Below are 15,522 nucleotides of genomic sequence, written 5' to 3'. Positions count from 1 at the left end.
CGCGCGCAAATCGCATCGCCAGCGGTGGCGCTGGCTTGTGGCGATTCAAGTGGCGGTCAATCGACCGCCGTGGCGTAGGCGTGTTCGCGCGTTGCGGAAAAGCGCACGTCCGGCGCGCGTTCCTGGGCCAGTTGCAGGTTGACCCGGGTGGGTGCGAGATACACCAGTTGCCCGGCCGCATCGATGCCCAGATTGCCGGCGTTCTTCTCGCGGAATTCTTCCAACTTCTTGGGGTTGTCGCAGTGCACCCAGCGTGCGGTGGTGACGCTCACCGGTTCGAAGATCGCATCCACGCCGTACTCGTCCTTGAGCCGGTAGGCCACCACGTCGAACTGCAGCACACCGACCGCGCCGAGGATCAAGTCGTTGCTCATCAGCGGGCGGAAGAACTGCGTGGCGCCTTCTTCGGACAATTGTGCCAGGCCCTTCTGCAACTGCTTGAGCTTGAGCGGGTCGCGCAGGCGTGCGCGGCGGAACAATTCCGGCGCGAAGTTGGGAATGCCGGTGAACGACAGCGATTCGCCTTCGGTGAAGGTATCGCCGATGGAGATGGTGCCGTGGTTGTGGATGCCGATCACATCGCCCGGCCACGCTTCGGCGGCGATCTCGCGATCGGAGGCCATGAAGGTCAGCGCGTTGGCCAGCTTCACGTCCTTGCCGCTGCGCACGTGCAATGCCTTCATGCCGGCGGTGAACTTGCCCGAGCACACGCGCATGAACGCCACGCGGTCGCGGTGCTGCGGGTCCATGTTGGCCTGGATCTTGAACACGAAGCCGCTCAACTTGGGCTCGACCGCTTCGACCCGGCGGCCGGTGGTATCGCGTGCCTGCGGCGGCGGTGCGTGCTCGACGAAGAAATCCAGCAACGGCTGCACGCCGAAGTTGTTGACGCCCGAGCCGAAGAACACCGGCGTCTGCTGCCCGGCGCGGTAGGCATCCAGGTCGAACGGATTGCTGGCGCCTTGCACCAGTTCCAGCTCCTCGCGCAGTTCGTCCAGCATCTGCGTGCCAATCTTTTCGGCAAGACCCGGTGCATCGAGCGAGGGAAAAATGGTGGAGTCCTGACGGGTGAAGTTGCGGCCCTGCTCGTACAGGTGCACCTCGCCGGTGATCAGATGCACCACACCCTTCAGGCGCTGGCCCATGCCGATCGGCCAGGTGACCGGGGCGCACTGGATGCCCAGCACCGTTTCCACTTCGTCCAGCAGGTCGATCGGGTTCTTGCCTTCGCGATCGAGCTTGTTGATGAAGGTCATGATGGGGGTGTCGCGCAGGCGGCAGACTTCCATCAACTTGATGGTGCGTTCTTCCACGCCCTTGGCCACGTCGATCACCATCAGCGCCGAGTCCACCGCGGTCAGCACGCGATAGGTGTCCTCGCCGAAGTCGGCGTGGCCGGGGGTGTCGAGCAGGTTGACGATCTTGTCCTCGTACGGGAACTGCATCACCGAGGAGGTCACCGAGATGCCGCGCTCTTTTTCCAGCGCCATCCAGTCCGAGGTGGCGTGGCGGGCAGCCTTGCGTCCCTTCACCGAGCCGGCCATCTGGATCGCGCCGCCGAACAGCAGCAGCTTTTCGGTCAGCGTGGTCTTGCCGGCGTCTGGATGGGAAATAATGGCGAAGGTGCGGCGGCGCGCGGCTTCGTTGGAGACTTCGGACATGAGGGGGCGCGCCCGGTCGGACGCCTGTGGAAACTGAGGAAGCCGGTGATTATAGCGGCTTCGGTGCGCCGGCCAGCGGTAGCCCAGGGCGCCTGGCTGGCGCTGGCGGCACGCGTCAGGGCGCGGGCGAGGGGAAGTGCAGCTCGCCTTGTGGGCCGCTCATCCGGAATGGCAGCGAGATCAGCCGCAGGCCGACATTGCGTTGCACCGCGAAATGCAGGTGCGGCGCGGTGCTGAAGCCGGTGCTGCCGGCGCTGCCGAGCCGCTCGCCGCTGCGCACGCGCTGGCCGGGGTGCACCAGCACGCCCGCCGGAGCCAGATGGGCGTAGATGGCCATGCTGCCGTCGGCGTGCAGCAGGCGCACCAGGTTGCCGCCGCCGGCGTCCGGCCCATGCGGGCCGGCCTCCTCGGCGCCTTGCTGGATTTCCATGACCACGCCGTCGCGGGCAGCCAGCACCGGGGTATTGGCGGGTAGGGCGAAGTCGATGGCATACCAGTTGGGATCGTCGCTGTGGCTGTACTGGCCGCCATAGCCCTGGTCCACCTGGATCGGCACGTCGCGGAACGGCAGCTGGTAGCGCGCTTCCTGCAGTTGCGCCTGCGGGTCGCCGGGCACCACCTCCAGCCGCAGGCCGAGCCCGTCCAGTGTCCTGCGCTGGCTGACCGGATACACGCGGGCCAGCAGGCGCCGTTCGCGCGCGCCCAGCGACTGCACCAACGGAAGCTGCGGCACGGCGCGGTAGTCGGCGCTGGGCGGTGCGCTCAGGCGCACTTCGGCCGGTCCGTCCAGCGGATTGACGGCCCAGGCCAGATACACCGGTGCCTGCCATTCGAGCTGCAGGGCCGGGCCCGGCGCGGCGGCGGTTTCGGCGCGTTGCGACGCACTTGCAGGTGGCGTTGCGCCCACTGCCGCTGCGCCGGGCCAATGCCAGCGCTGCTGCGCGGCGACCGGTGCCGCGGGGATGCACAACAGCAGGATGACGGCGGAAACGGCGGCACGAAGCATGGGCGAGCGACTGCAGTCGAGGTCGGGCGAGAGGGGCGCAAGTATGCGGTCCATCACGGCCAGGTGGTATCGGATGAAAATATATCTTTCCATCCGCATGAAGAGATTGACATCGCAAAAAGGCGGTGGCATCGTAGCCTCACCATCGAGACCGGCGGAGGGACAGGCCCTTTGATGCCGGGGCAGCCAGCGGAGCGCGCAAGCGCCCGCGTTTGGTGCCAAATCCTGCGGGGACCTCCGCGTCCGCCGAAAGATGGTTCGAATCGTGCCCTCTGCACGTCGAACGCGAGCTCCCGCGAAGCTCGATGGCCGATCCACCCCGGATATCGCCATGAGCCTCGTGACCACAGCATCGCCACTCACCACCGCTGACACCTACACGCCCGCCGCTGATAGCGACGCCCCGCCTGCCGTGCGCGGCGAGCTCGTCATCAATCTACCGATGCGCCACGCCGGCCAACGCGAGCTGCGCCTGCGCTACGAACTGGTTGGCGCGGAGCAGGCGCCGGTGGTGTTCGTGGCGGGCGGCATTTCAGCCCATCGCCATCTCGCTGCCAGCGCGGTATTTCCCGAGAAAGGTTGGGTAGAGGGGCTGGTCGGTGCCGGCCGCGCGCTGGATCCCGCGTCGCGCCGACTGTTGGCCTTCGATTTCCTCGGGGCCGACGGCAGCCTGGATGCGCCGATCGACACCGCCGACCAAGCCGATGCAATCGCCGCACTGCTGGATGCGCTGGGCATCGCGCGCCTGCACGGTTTTGTCGGTTATTCCTACGGCGCGCTGGTCGGCCTGCAATTCGCCAGCCGACATGCGGCGCGTCTGCACACGCTGGTTGCGGTGAGTGGTGCGCATCGCGCCCATCCGTATGCCGCCGCATGGCGTGCCCTGCAGCGGCGCGCGGTGGCGCTTGGCCAGTTGCAATGCGCCGAGCACCACGGGCTCGCCCTGGCACGCCAGTTCGCGATGCTGAGCTACCGCACCCCGGAAGAATTCAGCGAGCGCTTCGATGCGCCGCCGGAATTGATCAATGGCCGCGTGCGCGTGGCCGCCGAAGACTATCTGGATGCCGCTGGCGCCCAATACGTGGCGCGCACGCCGGTGAACGCCTATCTGCGCCTGTCCGAGTCCATCGACCTGCACCGCATCGACCCGGCCGCGGTCGCCGTGCCCACGGTGGTGGTTGCGGTGGAAGGCGACCGCCTGGTGCCGCTGGCCGATCTGGTCAGCCTGGTCGAAGGGCTGGGCCCGCGCGGCAGTTTACGCGTGCTGCGCTCGCCCTTCGGCCACGACGCCTTCCTCAAAGAAATCGATCGCATCGACGCGATCCTCACCACTGCCCTTCGCACGACCGGAGAAACCGCATGAGCTTTCGTGACCCTGCCGACGCGCCCTGTAGCGCTGCCACCGCCGCCGTCCGTGCCGGAATCGACCGGGACACCGCCTACGGCGCGGTGACGCCGCCGATCGTGCTGTCGTCGAACTTCTCCTTCGACGGCTTCGGCAACAAGCGCCAATACGACTACACCCGCAGCGGCAACCCCACCCGCGACCTGCTCGGCGAAGCTTTGGCCGAACTGGAAGGCGGCGCCGGCGGCGTGATCACCTCTACCGGCATGGGCGCGATCAACCTGGTGCTCAATGCCTTGCTGCAGCCCGGCGACACCCTGGTGGTGCCGCACGATGCCTACGGCGGCAGCTGGCGGTTGTTCAACGCGCTGGCCAAGAAGGGCCATTTCGCCCTGATCACCGCCGACCTCACCGACCCGCGCTCGCTGGCCGATGCATTGGCGCAGTCGCCCAAGCTGGTGCTGATCGAAACCCCGTCCAACCCGTTGCTGCGCATCACTGATCTGCGCTTTGTCATCGAGGCCGCGCACAAGGTGGGCGCGCTGACCGTGGTGGACAACACCTTCCTGTCTCCGGCGCTGCAAAAGCCGCTGGAATTTGGCGCCGATCTGGTGCTGCATTCGACCACCAAGTACGTCAACGGCCACAGCGATGTGGTGGGTGGCGCAGTGATCGCGCGCGATGCGGAGCTGCACCAGCAGCTGGTGTGGTGGGCCAACGCGCTGGGCCTGACCGGTTCGCCGTTTGACGCGTTTTTGACCTTGCGCGGGCTGCGCACGCTCGATGCCCGCCTGCGGGTGCACCAGGAAAACGCCGATGCGATCGCGGTGCTGCTGGACGAACACGCGGCAGTGAACCAGGTGTATTTCCCCGGGCTGGCATCGCATCCTGGCCATGCGCTGGCGGCGCGCCAGCAGAAGGGCTTCGGCGCGATGATCAGCTTCGAGCTCAATGGCGGTGAGGCGGCGGTGCGTGCGTTCGTCGACGGGCTGCGTTATTTCACCCTGGCCGAATCGCTGGGCGGCGTGGAGAGCCTGATCGCGCATCCGGCCTCGATGACGCACGCGGCGATGACCGCCGAAGCGCGCGCTGCGGCCGGTATTTCCGATGGCTTGTTGCGGCTGTCGGTGGGCATTGAATCCGCTGAGGATCTGCTGATCGATCTGCGCGCCGGCCTGGCGCGTGCGGAAGCCGCGGTGAGCGCGGTCGCGCGCAAACAGGTCGACGCGTGAGCACCGTGCTGCCTGTCTCGCGCCGTGCGCCGGTGGCTGCCGTGACGCCCACACCGCGGCTCGCCCTGTTGGGCACCGGCACGGTCGGGCGTGCCTTCGTGACGCGCTATACCGCCTTGCAGCAGCGTCAGTTGCGCCTGCCGCGCTTTGACTGGCTGGCCAACTCGCGCATTGCGCACGATTGTGGTGCCGGCGCGGAGCAGGCGCTGCAGCTGGCCAACGCAGCGCCGCGTGGCCGTGCGGAGCTGCAGCCGTGGGCAGAAACCACTGCGCTGCGCGCCGGCGATGTGCTGGTGGATGCCACCGCCAGCGACGTGGTGGCGGATTGGCACGTGGAATGGCTGACCCGCGGCGTGCATGTGGTGACCGCCAACAAGCTGGGCCAGGGCACGGCACTGTCGCGTGCGCAGGACCTGTATGCCGCGCGTCACGCCAGCGGCGCGTATTACGGCGACAGTGCCACCGTGGGTGCTGGGCTGCCCTTGCTCAGCAGCGTGCGTGCACTGGTGGCCGGCGGCGACCAGATTCATTCGATCGAAGGGGTGTTGTCGGGGTCGTTGGCATGGCTGTTTCATCGCTACGATGGCAGTACGCCGTTCTCGGCGTGCGTCCGCGAAGCGATGGCGGCCGGGTACACCGAGCCCGATCCGCGCATCGATCTCTCCGGTGAGGACGTGCGCCGCAAGTTGCTGATCCTGGCGCGTGCGGCCGGGCAACCGCTGGAAGCCGAGCAGGTGCATGTCGAATCGCTGGTGCCTGCCGCGCTGGCGTCCGTGGCGCCGGAGGCGGTGGACGCGCACCTGGAAACGCTCGATGCGCTGGTGCAGACGCGTTGGCAGCAGGCCCGCGCCGCCGGCCGCTGCTTGCGGTTCGTCGGCCGCGTGGACGGGCATGGGGCAAGCGTGGGCTTACGCGAATTGGCCCTGGACCACCCGCTGGCGGGCGGCGCGGGCACCGATAACCGTGTCGCCATCAGCAGCGATCGCTACCGCGACCAGCCGCTGTTGATTCAAGGGCCGGGCGCCGGTGCCGAAGTGACCGCGGCGGCGTTGCTGGACGATGTGTTGCGGATCGTTGCTGGCTGAGGTTGCGGTGCTTCGCACCCGACGCCTTGTTGGTGCTGTCGCGTGCGAAGGATGCTGCGGTTCGGCCCATGCGGTGTCGCCGCTGCGCTAACGGCTCCTGCGGTGCGTGCAAGCTGGGGCAGCGCGTGGGTGACCGCAGGCAGCCCCCGTGGAATGCTTCCGACAGAGCTAGATTTGCGCGCGAAACCACGTGTTCCCAATCGGTGTTAGGGGCGTGGCGATCGCGCCTGGAGCTGGCTGGCGGCGCGCATGTCAGAACCTGCGCGCTGCAACTCGCTAGCGGGAAATCGCCTTCAACAATTCGGCATTGAAACGCACCGGATCCTGCACCTGTGGCGAATGTCCCAGGTCGGCGAATTCGACCAACGTGGCATTAGGAATGGCCTCGGCGGCGCGTTTGCCCAGCTTGGTGTAATCGCCCACGCGCGCCTTCACCTCTGGCGGTGCGGTGTCTTTGCCGATGGCAGTGCGATCCTTAAGCCCGATAAACAGTGTGGTTGGCACGGCGAGCCTGGGCAGCTCGTAAACCACCGGCTGATTGAACACCATGTCGTAGGTCAGCGCCTGATTCCACGCCACGGCCTGTTTGCCGTTGCCCAGTGACATACCGGCCTGCATGCGCGCCCAGCGCTCGAATTCCGGCTTCCATTGGCCAGCGTAGTACACGTCCATCTGGTACTTCTTGATGCGCTCGAAGCTGATCTTCAGTTCGTTGTCGTACCAAGCATCCACGCTGCGCCACGGAATGCCTTCGGCCTTCCAGTCTTCCAGCCCGATCGGGTCGACCAGCGCGAGGTGCTCGGTCGCTTGCGGGTACATCAGTGCATAGCGGATCGCGAGCATGCCGCCCATCGAGTGCCCAACCACCACGGCGCGCTGGAGACCGAGCTTCTGCAGCAGGGCATGCGTGTTGTCGGCGAGCTGTGCGAACGAGAACTGATACGCGGCCGGTTTGCTGGATTTGCAAAAGCCCACCTGGTCCGGCGCGATCACGCGGTAGCCGGCCTTGCTCAGTGCGGCGATGGTTTGCTCCCAGGTGGCGGCGCAGAAGTTCTTGCCGTGCAGCAGCACGGCGGTGCGCCCGTTGGCTTTGCCCGTCGGCGCAACATCCAGGTACGCCATCTCCAGCGCCTGCTGTTGCGACGTAAACGCGTAGGTTTTCACTGGATAGGGGTAATCAAAGCCTTCCAGGCGGGGGCCGTAACTGGCCTCCTGGGCCATCAGCGGGCCACAGGCCAGCGCCAAGGCGAGAGAGCAGGCAAGGTGTCGCATCGCGATCTCCAGGTGAGCAATGCCGCAAGGCTACACAGCGCGCTGTGGTGAGCGCGTACAGCACGTGGCGGCCGCTACTGAGCGCCACTCAACGCTTGCGCTGTACAAAGGCGTCGCGCCTGTACTTGGATCGAACTGTCGAGCAACGGTTTGGTTGGCAGCTAGCGTCGCGCTGACGATCGCGCTTTGACGCGCGCTTGTCAGAACAGGCGAGTGGAGAAATAAAAGAAGCATCGCAGACGTGTGCGAGGGCAATAGGGTGCCACGCGCACCACGCGGGCGATTGCGATCAACGTATCCACGGCGCGCCGCGGTGCCGTACGGCCGCTGCTTGGAACAAGCGCAGCGTCCGCGCGCATTACGGTCACGTTGTCCAACCGGCCCACCGCTGCGTCCAGCAAAGGATGGCCGGTCTTGTGTCACGCACGCACCAAGAGCAGCTATCAAAGCGACTGCGCAGCCGCCAGGCGGGCGCGGCCGGTGCTCGGAATCGGCATGTACCCACCTACATTCCGGTTCCTCCGCGCCGTCCGCACCCACCTGACGACTGCTCGCTACGTTTTGTTAGCCGCTCTAAGCCACGCACCGACTCAGCATTCGATGACATTCACCGCCAGCCCGCCACGGCTGGTTTCCTTGTACTTGTCCTGCATGTCACGGCCGGTGTCGCGCATGGTCTTGATGACCTTGTCCAGTGACACCTTGTGCTTGCCGTCGCCACGCATGGCCATGCGGCTGGCGTTGATGGCTTTCACTGCCCCCATCGCGTTGCGTTCGATGCAGGGGATCTGCACCAGCCCGCCGATCGGGTCGCAGGTCAGGCCGAGGTTGTGCTCCATGCCGATTTCCGCTGCATTCTCGATCTGCCCGGGGTTGCCGCCGAGCGCGGCGACCAGGCCGCCGGCGGCCATCGAGCAGGCCACACCCACTTCGCCCTGGCAGCCCACTTCGGCACCGGAAATCGAGGCGTTTTCCTTGTACAGGATGCCGATTGCCGCTGCGGTGAGCAGGAAGTCGAAAATGCGTTGTTCCGAAGCGCCCGGGCAAAAACGATCGAAGTAATGCAGCACCGAGGGAATGATGCCGGCTGCACCGTTGGTGGGCGCGGTGACCACGCGGCCGCCTGCGGCATTTTCTTCGTTGACGGCGAGTGCGTAGAGGTTGACCCAATCCAGCGTGGTCAACGGGTCGCGCATCGCCGCTTCGGGCTTGGAGGAGAGCTCGCGGTACAGCGCGGGCGCACGGCGCGAGACGTTCAGGCCGCCGGGCAGGGTGCCTTCTTCGCGAATGCCACGTGCCACGCACGACTGCATGGCGTTCCACAGCTCCCGCAGGCCGGCGCGGATCTCGTCTTCGCTACGCCAGCTCTTTTCGTTCTCGAACATCAGTTGCGCAATGCTCAGGCCGCTGCGCGCGCACTGCGCCAGCAGCTCGTCGCCGCTGAGGAACGGGTAGGGCAACGGAGTCTCGTCGGCCACGATGCGGTCGTCGGCGGCGTCGTCCTGGTTGACCACGAAACCGCCGCCCACCGAATAGTAATCGCGCGTGGCAATCACCGCTTCGGTTGCATCGTAGGCGGTGAAGCGCATGCCGTTGGTGTGGTACGGCAGCTTCTGCCGCTTGTTCATCGGCAGGTCGCGCTTTTCGTCGAAGCTGATTTCATGCTGGCCCATCAGGTTGATGCGCTTGCTGCTGCGGATGCGCTCGAGCGTGGCGGGGATGACATCCGGGTCGATCAGGTTCGGGCGATGCCCTTCCAGCCCGAGCAGCACCGCCTTGTCGGTGCCATGGCCGCGCCCGGTCAATGCCAGCGAGCCGAAAACTTCGGCGCGCAGACGTGTCACCTCCTGCAAGCGGCCGGTATCGAGCAACCAGCGGTGGACGAAGCGCTCGGCGGCGCGCATCGGCCCCACGGTATGCGAGGAACTCGGACCGATACCGATCTTGAACAGGTCGAACGTACTGACAGCCATGCGTGCCGGGGAGGTGAGCAAGAAGCCCGCTATTCTAAGCGCTTGGCGATCGCAGCACGGCTGCAGCGCAGCATGAGACCCCCCGCATGGCCCTGACCCTTTACCAGCGCGACGACTGCCACCTCTGCGACCAGGCCGTGGAAGCGCTGGCCCAGGCGCGCGCAGGCGCGTTCTTCAGCGTGTTCATCGACGACGATGCGGCGCTAGAGTCCGCTTATGGTCTGCGTGTGCCGGTGTTGCGCGACCCGATGGGGCGTGAGCTGGACTGGCCATTCGATGCGCCACGTCTGCGCGCCTGGCTGGACGCTGCACCCCATGCATGAGACATAAAAAAACGGCGGACCCGACGAGGTAGTCCGCCGTTCAGTGGCCGCGTCCTGGTGCGGCCGGTGGCGCGTCACTTCGCCTTGAACACCACCTTGGTGCTGATTGCCGTTTCGTTGGGAATGGTCTTGGTATCGGTCCAGTCGCCGCCGCCCACGCCGAAGTCCAGGCGCTTGACGGTGGCCTTGCCGGCCAGCACCGGCTGCGCGCCGGGCGTCCAGGTGAAGGTCAGCGTGACCGGCTTGCTGACACCGCGCAGCTCCAGGGTGCCGTCGGCGGCGTACTGGTTACCGCCCAGCGCGCGGAATTTCTCGGCGTGGTAGCGCGCGGTGGCGAACTTGGCCACGTTGAAGAAGTCCGGCCCCTGCAGGGTGGAATCGCGGTCGCCGTTGCCGCTCTTGGCACCGGCCAGCGGGATGCGCACATCGAGCTTGGCGCCGGCCAGGTTGGCGGGATCGAAGCTCAGCGTGGTGTCGAAGCCCGGGAAGGTGCCGGTGAACACTTCGCCGTCGTACTTACTGGCGAACACCAGCGAGGAGCCGGGCGCCTGGACATAGTCGGCGGCCAGCACCGGGGCGGCGGCGAAGGTGGCGACCAGCGCGGACGCTACCAGCAGGGGGGAGGCAAACAGCCTGGAAGACATGCGACATCCTTTACGGTTTGGGGGAGAGCCAGCCACGCGGCAGCATGCGCGTCAGCGTGGCATCGCGTTGGAAGAGATGGTGGTAGAGCGCGGCGCCGGCGTGCGCCAGGACCACGGCAATCAACAGCCAGAAGCCCCATTCGTGCACGGTGTGGGACACCGCGCGCAGCTGCTCGTCCGGTGCGCTGAGCTTGGGCACGTTGAACAGGCCGAACCAGCGGAACGGGCGCAGCCCGCTGGTGGAGTCGTACAGCCACCCGGACAGCGGCATCGCAAAGATCATCGCGTACAGCAGCCAGTGGGTGAACCCGGCGATGCGTTCCTGCCAGCTTGGCGTGCCCGGCACCGGTGGCGGGGCGCCGGCATACAGCCGCCAGCCCAGGCGGGCGATGACCAGGGCCAGCACGGTCAGGCCCACGGATTTGTGCGCGGTGTAGACCCAGAAATACTTGGGCGTCTTGGGCAGCTCGCCCATGGTCAGGCCCACGATGCCCAGCACCAGGATCAGCAGCGCGATCAACCAGTGCAGGGTCTGGCTGACGCCGCCCCAGCGCTCGACATTCTTCAGGCTCATCGGCCGCTCTCCGTATCGGTGGTCGCTGGTGCGGGTTGCTCCGGCGCGGCGGGCTCGGTGGTCTTGCCGGCATCGTCGTCGCTGTCGGCGCGCCCTTCGCGGACGGCCTCGGCTTCGATGCGCAGCTCGACGGTGTCGCCGATCATCGACTTCCAGGCATCCACGCCGAACGCGGCGCGGCTGAGCGTGGCCGTGGCCGAGAAGCCGGCGGTGCGGCGGAATGGCGGTAACGGATGCCGCTTGAGCGCGTTGAGGGTGACGTCCAGCGTGACCGGCCGGGTGACCCCGTGCAGGGTGAGGTTGCCGGTGACCTTGGCGTGGGTCGCATCGCTGGCCTCGACCTTGGTGGAGACGAAATGCGCGTCAGGAAAGCGCTCGGCGTCGAGTAGGTTGCGTGCCAGGGTGGCCTCGTTCCATTTCGCATCGCCCAGGTCCGCGCGGCGCAGCGGCACGGTGACCTCGAGCGTTGCCGCCGCCCAGTCGTCCGGATCGAACACCAGGGTGCCGCTGCTGCCGGACACGGTGCCCAACGCCTTGGAAAACCCGGCATGTTCCACCGCGAACAGCACCCGGGTGTGGACCGGATCCAGCGCGTAGCGCACCGGCGCGGCGGTGGCGGCGAGGCTGGTCAGGACCAGGGCAGGGAAGGCCAGCAGGCGGGCGAGAGGCGTCATGGGCGGATTCTAGACACATCCCGGCAGCGCGCGCTTGGCTTGCGTTCGCAACGATCCGTTGCGAGCATGCGGACTGGACGTGGAAAGGATGCCCACATGCGTTTGCTGTTGTTCGTCGTGCTTGCTGTCCTGGCAGGGGTTCCTGCGTTGGCAGAGGTGCCGGCCATTCCGAGGTTCCGCATCGTGGGCCCGGCCGATGGGCTGCCGTCGACCATGATCACCGCCATTGCGCAGGATCGCGCCGGTTATTTGTGGATGACTACCGGCGACGGGTTGATCCGCTACGACGGCGCCGGGTTCAAGGTGTGGCGCAACGACCCAGCCGACCCACGCTCGCTCAGAAGCAATCTGCTGCAGGCGATCTACATCGACGCGCAGGATCGCATCTGGCTGGCGCTGGGCGGAGCCGGTGTGGCGATGTTGAGCGCCGATCGCGCCACCTTGACCGCTTACCTGCCTGAGAAGGTGCCGGAGTTGTCGTTCGGTGACGTCTACGCGATTGCAGGGCGCGGCGACGAAATCTGGTTCGGCATGTCCACCGGCAACGTGCTGCGCCTGGATGCAAAGGGGACGTTCACCTCGCTCGATCTGGCCAAGATGGACGACCCGCTGGCGCCCAGCGCGGTGTACGCGCTGGCGCTGGATGATCGCGACCGGATGTGGATCGGCACGCTCGGCGGCCTGGCGTATCACGATGGTCTGGCCGCGCACCGCGTACACCCGGATGGCGACGACAGCGGCATCAATGCGCTGCAGTGGGTGGGGCAACGGTTGTGGGCCGCCACCGACACCGGATTGCGTTACATGGATCCCTCCGGCGTCTGGCACACACCGTCGTGGGCGCCGATGTTTGCGGCGGGCAACCGAGTGTGGACCGTTGCAGACGCAGGCGATGGCGAGTTCTGGCTAGGGACCGAGCAAGGTCTCTGGCATACACGGCCCGGGCAGCCACCGGTCCCCGTCAACAATGGTGATTCCCCGTTGGTGTCCAACCGGCACGTCACTACCATCTGGCGCAGCCGGCATGGCGGCATCTGGGTGCCGCTGCATGGGCGTGGTCTGGCCTATCTGCGTGAAGACTGGCGTCGTACTGCGGCCTTCAAACAGGTCAACGATCAGGGCAAGGGGCTGTCCTGCAGTCTTGCGCCGGCTGCGCGATCCGGCGGGCTATGGCAGTTCGATGGCAACGGACGTCTGCTGCGCTACGACACATCATCCGGCGCCCTGATTCAGACCGGCATCCAGGCTGCGGATCTGGGCACGATGCAGATCACCACCGCGCTGGAAGACAGCCGCGGCAAGCTCTGGTTGGCCAGCGGTGAATATGGATTGTCGCGCCTGGACCTGCGCACCGGCGCGCTGGAGCACTTTAGCGACGAAGGCCCGGCCGAAGCGGCACTGTGGATCGGTGAACCGGGCGACGGCACGGTGTGGGCCGCTTACGAGCAAGTCATCCAGCAGCGCGATCTGGCCACCGGACGCCTGTTGGAGACGATCGATCAACAGCATCCGCATGGGCTGACGGAAGTGGTGTCGCCGCAGATCCGCAAGGGGCCGGATGGGCGGATGTGGTTGAGCGCCTTCGGCGGCATGTATGCGTGGCAGGCCGCAACGCGGCGCTTCGTCTCGGTGCCAGGGCTGAAGACGGACGAGACGCTTCAGGCCTTCGTGGTCGAAGATGCAACGCACCTGTGGCTGTATCGCGCAGGCAGTCTTGAGCGTTGGTCCAGTGATGGCGCAGTCTGGAAACGGGAGCGCCGCATCCGTTCTGCCGAGGGTTTTCCGGCGATGGACGCCTACGGACTGGAGCGCGACGGCGTCGGCCGGCTCTGGATGTCCGGGCCTCGCGGCCTGTGGCGCATCGATCCGCGCACGCCGCAGGCACGCATCCGCAGTTTCGGCGTGCGCGACGGATTGACCAGTCTGGAGTTCAGCCACCGCTGTCTGATGATGGCCCGCAACGGTGTGCTCGTCGGCGGAACGGCCGATGGCTACACGGTGCTGATCGACACGCAGGCGCCGGACGTGCCCTCGTTCACCCCGGCAATGCGCCTGGAAACGGTCAGCGTGCAGCTTGCCGATCGGCGCCGCATGCTGCCGATCAGGGGTGGTTTTTCGCTCTCGCCAGATGATCGCCAATTGCGCATCAACATGCGGCTACTGTCGTTCGTGGACCCTATGGCCAACCGGTATCGCACCCGCCTCAGTGGCTTCGACACCGGCTGGGTGGATCACGATGCCAGCGGGATGCGCGAATTCTCGTCCTTGCCACCTGGCGACTACGTGCTGGAAATGCAGGGGATCGACCCGCTGGGTAACGCCTCCAAGGTGCAGACGCTTGAATTCATCGTCAATCCCCCCTGGTGGCGCAGCCGTTTCGGCATCGCCGTGATGGTCTTGGTCGGCATGATGTTGGGTGTCTTGCTCGCCGCCGCTTATCGCCGGCGCGTGCGTATGCGTGCGCAATGGCAACTGGCGCAGCACAAGCGTGAGCTCGCCGAACAGGCCTCGCAGGCCAAGACGCGTTTTCTGGCGACGCTTGGGCATGAAGTGCGCACCCCCATGACCGGTGTGCTGGGCATGAGCGAGTTGTTGTTGCAAACGCCGTTGGATGGGCGTCAGCAAGGCTATGCCAGTGCGATCCAGTCGGCGGGCAAGCACTTGCTGCGGCTGGTCAACGATGCGCTGGATCTGGCGCGTATCGAGGCGGGCAAACTGGCGTTGGACGATCGCGATTTCGATCTGCGTCAGTTGATCCGGCAGGTGGTCGACCTGGTGCGGCCCAGTGCCGAACAGAAGCAGCTTGCGTTCGAGTGCCACCTGGATGAGAGCCTGCCGCGCGCGCTGCATGGCGATGCGAACCGGGTCCAGCAGATCCTGCTCAACCTGTTGTTCAACGCGGTCAAGTTCACCGAGCGCGGGCAGGTGCGTCTGCGCGTGTTGCCCCTGCAGGCGGGCGGCGGCGGTATCCGCGTGGAGGTCAGCGACACCGGGCCGGGCATGAGTGAAGAGCAGCGTGGGCGGCTGTTCCAGCGCTTCGAACAGGCCGAAGGAGGGCGCACGACCACGCGGCATGGCGGCAGCGGGCTGGGCTTGGCGATCTGTCGCGAGTTGGCAGCGGCGATGGGCGGGTCGGTGGGCGTCAGTAGCGCGTTGGGCCAGGGCGCTTGTTTCGTGGTGGAGCTGCCGCTGCGCTGGGTGAGCACGCCGGCGCCTTCGACCACCGCGGTGGCACGTGCGGTTCCGCCGGTGCACCAGGCGCCGCTGCAGTTGTTGCTGGTCGAAGACGACGTGACCGTGGCGCAGGTGATCGTTGGCCTGCTGCAGGGGCGCGGGCATCACGTCACGCACGTGTTGCATGGCCTGGCGGCGCTGGCCGAGGTGAGCGCGCGCAGCTTCGACGCGGGCCTGTGCGACCTGGACCTGCCGGGGCTCGATGGCGCGGCGCTGGTGGCGCAGCTGCGCGCACGCGGCGTGTGCTTCCCGATCGTGGCGGTGACCGCGCGCGCCGATGCCGATGCCGAGCCCCAGGCGTTGGCCGCCGGATGCAATGGGTTCTTGCGCAAACCGCTCACCGGCGACCTGCTGGCACAGGCCTTGGCCCAGGTCCTGGCCGACGATGCGATGGACAAGGCGCCGCCGGAGACGCCGGTCTGAGTCCTGAACGCCAGCGTGCGGGTACAGTGCGACTGGCGGATGGCATTGGGGAATGCAGGGACGATGGGGATCACAG

12 protein-coding genes, 1 other RNA gene and 1 riboswitch are annotated in these 15,522 nt (G+C 66.6%); of the genes, 6 read left to right on the top strand and 7 right to left on the bottom strand.

The window, feature by feature from the left end:
* Window positions 1-56 precede the first annotated feature (56 nt).
* Together XCC_RS14815 and XCC_RS14810 are read right to left on the bottom strand one after the other, a co-directional pair.
* The gene (locus XCC_RS14815) at window positions 57-1,661 is read right to left on the bottom strand and encodes a peptide chain release factor 3 (protein WP_011037984.1); all 1,605 of its coding nucleotides are present in this window, start codon (window positions 1,659-1,661) and stop codon (window positions 57-59) included.
* A 115-nt stretch (window positions 1,662-1,776) separates the two neighbouring features.
* A complete protein-coding gene (locus XCC_RS14810) occupies window positions 1,777-2,667 on the bottom strand; it encodes a M23 family metallopeptidase (protein WP_011037983.1) in 891 nt (296 codons plus the stop codon).
* A 139-nt stretch (window positions 2,668-2,806) separates the two neighbouring features.
* Window positions 2,807-2,927, top strand: a riboswitch (SAM riboswitch).
* A gap of 71 nt (window positions 2,928-2,998) precedes the next feature.
* Here XCC_RS14810 and metX point away from each other — a divergent pair.
* The 3 genes from metX to XCC_RS14795 are packed head-to-tail and all read left to right on the top strand — an operon-like array spanning window position 2,999 to window position 6,329.
* A complete protein-coding gene (metX, locus tag XCC_RS14805) occupies window positions 2,999-4,030 on the top strand; it encodes a homoserine O-succinyltransferase MetX (protein WP_011037982.1) in 1,032 nt (343 codons plus the stop codon).
* A complete protein-coding gene (locus XCC_RS14800; RefSeq protein ID WP_011037981.1) occupies window positions 4,027-5,244 on the top strand; it encodes an O-succinylhomoserine (thiol)-lyase in 1,218 nt (405 codons plus the stop codon). Before metX ends, XCC_RS14800 begins: the two co-directional genes overlap by 4 nt.
* A complete protein-coding gene (locus XCC_RS14795; protein WP_043877730.1) occupies window positions 5,241-6,329 on the top strand; it encodes a homoserine dehydrogenase in 1,089 nt (362 codons plus the stop codon). The genes XCC_RS14800 and XCC_RS14795 overlap by 4 nt, the downstream gene beginning before the upstream one ends.
* A gap of 276 nt (window positions 6,330-6,605) precedes the next feature.
* Here the strand turns inward: XCC_RS14795 and XCC_RS14790 are convergent, their stop codons facing one another.
* A complete protein-coding gene (locus XCC_RS14790; protein WP_011037979.1) occupies window positions 6,606-7,601 on the bottom strand; it encodes an alpha/beta fold hydrolase in 996 nt (331 codons plus the stop codon).
* 495 nt (window positions 7,602-8,096) lie between these two features.
* Between XCC_RS14790 and XCC_RS14785 the strand changes: the two genes are divergently transcribed.
* A non-coding RNA gene (locus XCC_RS14785) (sX9 sRNA) lies at window positions 8,097-8,171 on the top strand.
* Window positions 8,172-8,191: 20 nt separating this feature from the next.
* Here the strand turns inward: XCC_RS14785 and XCC_RS14780 are convergent.
* Window positions 8,192-9,574, bottom strand: coding sequence for an L-serine ammonia-lyase (locus XCC_RS14780; RefSeq protein ID WP_011037978.1), 1,383 nt, complete (start codon window positions 9,572-9,574; stop codon window positions 8,192-8,194).
* Between the two features lie 86 nt (window positions 9,575-9,660).
* Between XCC_RS14780 and XCC_RS14775 the strand changes: the two genes are divergently transcribed.
* Entirely contained in the window at window positions 9,661-9,897 is a 237-nt protein-coding gene (locus tag XCC_RS14775; RefSeq protein WP_011037977.1) for a glutaredoxin family protein, read from the top strand.
* A 74-nt stretch (window positions 9,898-9,971) separates the two neighbouring features.
* Here the strand turns inward: XCC_RS14775 and XCC_RS14770 are convergent, their stop codons facing one another.
* The 3 genes from XCC_RS14770 to XCC_RS14760 are packed head-to-tail and all read right to left on the bottom strand — an operon-like array spanning window position 9,972 to window position 11,789.
* Window positions 9,972-10,541: a YceI family protein gene (locus XCC_RS14770; RefSeq protein ID WP_011037976.1), complete on the bottom strand. Its 570-nt coding sequence runs from the start codon at window positions 10,539-10,541 to the stop codon at window positions 9,972-9,974.
* 10 nt (window positions 10,542-10,551) lie between these two features.
* Complete coding sequence (locus XCC_RS14765; RefSeq protein WP_011037975.1) at window positions 10,552-11,115, bottom strand: cytochrome b; 564 nt, start codon at window positions 11,113-11,115, stop codon at window positions 10,552-10,554.
* Entirely contained in the window at window positions 11,112-11,789 is a 678-nt protein-coding gene (locus XCC_RS14760; RefSeq protein ID WP_011037974.1) for a YceI family protein, read from the bottom strand. Before XCC_RS14760 ends, XCC_RS14765 begins: the two co-directional genes overlap by 4 nt.
* 96 nt (window positions 11,790-11,885) lie before the next feature.
* Here XCC_RS14760 and XCC_RS14755 point away from each other — a divergent pair, with 96 nt between their 5' ends.
* Window positions 11,886-15,446 (top strand): hybrid sensor histidine kinase/response regulator, encoded by a 3,561-nt coding sequence (locus XCC_RS14755; protein WP_011037973.1) that lies wholly within the window; start codon window positions 11,886-11,888, stop codon window positions 15,444-15,446.
* The last annotated feature ends 76 nt before the right edge of the window (window positions 15,447-15,522 follow it).

The sequence above is a fragment of the Xanthomonas campestris pv. campestris str. ATCC 33913 genome, assembly GCF_000007145.1.
Lineage (GTDB): Bacteria > Pseudomonadota > Gammaproteobacteria > Xanthomonadales > Xanthomonadaceae > Xanthomonas > Xanthomonas campestris.
This window is presented reverse-complemented; position numbering and strand designations above follow the sequence as displayed.